Genomic DNA, 1,361 nt, shown 5'->3' with positions numbered 1-1,361 from the left:
GGGGGTGTCAGAAATTTTGTGTTCGGGCATAACATGAGTAAGAGGTGCATGTATGCCAACCAAAAAGAAACCCCTGCGTGACCTGCCCAAAATTCCCAAAGAGCTGCTGGAGCAGTTCGGTGAGGGTCTGATGACTGCAGAAGCTATCGAAGATGCCTCTGCGGCTTTCAAGAGGGCCCTGATCGAGCGGGCCTTGAGCGCCGAGCTGGGCCATCACTTGGGCTATCCGCCGGGCGCGCAGCGCCCAGAGGATGAAACCAATCAGCGTAACGGCAAGAGTGGCAAGACGGTTTTGACCGGGGATGGCCCGCTTCGTCTGGAAATCCCCCGCGATCGAGACGGTAGTTTTGCGCCCATTCTGATTCCCAAGCATGAGCGACGTTATACCGGTTTCGATGACAAGATCATCGCCATGTATGCCCGAGGCATGACCGTCAGAGAGATCCGCGCCTTCCTCTCTGAGCAGTATGGGACAGACGTTTCGCATGACTTCATCAGTTCAGTCACCAACGAGGTGATGGACGAAATTGGTGCCTGGCAACAGCGACCGCTTGAGCCGATGTATCCGGTCATCTTCTTCGACGCATTGCGAGTCAAAATCCGAGAAGAAGGCCTTGTCCGCAATAAGGCAATCTACCTGGCATTGGGGGTCTTGCCTGACGGAACGCGCGATATTCTCGGCATCTGGATCGAAAATACCGAGGGTGCGAAGTTCTGGATGAAGGTGTTCAACGACCTCAAAACGCGCGGCGTGGAGGATGTACTGATTGCCGTGACCGATGGTCTAAAGGGCATGCCAGAGGCCCTTGGCGCGGTATTTCCGGCTACGACGCTGCAGACCTGCATCGTCCATCTGATCCGCAACAGCCTAGATTATGCGGCTTGGGATAAGCGCCGCGAACTGGCCAAGGCGCTGAAACCGATCTATCAGGCCATCAACGCCGAGGCGGCTGAGCAGGCGCTGGACGACTTTGAAAACGGCCCTTGGGGCAAGCAGTACCCAACGGTGGTAGCTGCCTGGAGACGCGCCTGGGATCGAGTGATTCCGTTCTTTGTCTTCCCACCAGCCATCCGAAAAGTGATCTACACGACCAACGCCATTGAGAGCATCAACGCTCAGCTACGCAAGGTCATTAAGACTCGTGGTCACTTCCCGACCGATGATGCGGCGACCAAGCTGATCTGGCTTGGGCTGCGCAACATCACGGCAAACTGGGGCTCAGCGGCACATGATTGGAAGAGCGCAATGAATCAATTTGCGATTCTATACGGAGATCGATTTATCAGGCCGACCTGGTAAAAGCACGGCCTGCCTGGCGGCAGGCCGTTATCGGCTCGAACACAAAAAATCTGACAGTCTC

General features: G+C 55.8%; 1 protein-coding gene. It reads left to right on the top strand.

Going from position 1 to position 1,361, the window contains the following annotated elements; genetic code table 11:
* Positions 1-52: 52 nt before the first annotated feature.
* The gene (locus SJI00_RS22305; RefSeq protein WP_322463847.1) at positions 53-1,300 is read left to right on the top strand and encodes an IS256 family transposase; all 1,248 of its coding nucleotides are present in this window, start codon (positions 53-55) and stop codon (positions 1,298-1,300) included.
* The last annotated feature ends 61 nt before the right edge of the window (positions 1,301-1,361 follow it).

This window comes from Pseudomonas gebzensis (genome assembly GCF_034427815.1).
Classification (GTDB): Bacteria; Pseudomonadota; Gammaproteobacteria; order Pseudomonadales; family Pseudomonadaceae; genus Aquipseudomonas.
Note: the sequence above shows the minus strand (reverse complement) of the source record. Positions and strands in the feature narration are given on the sequence as shown.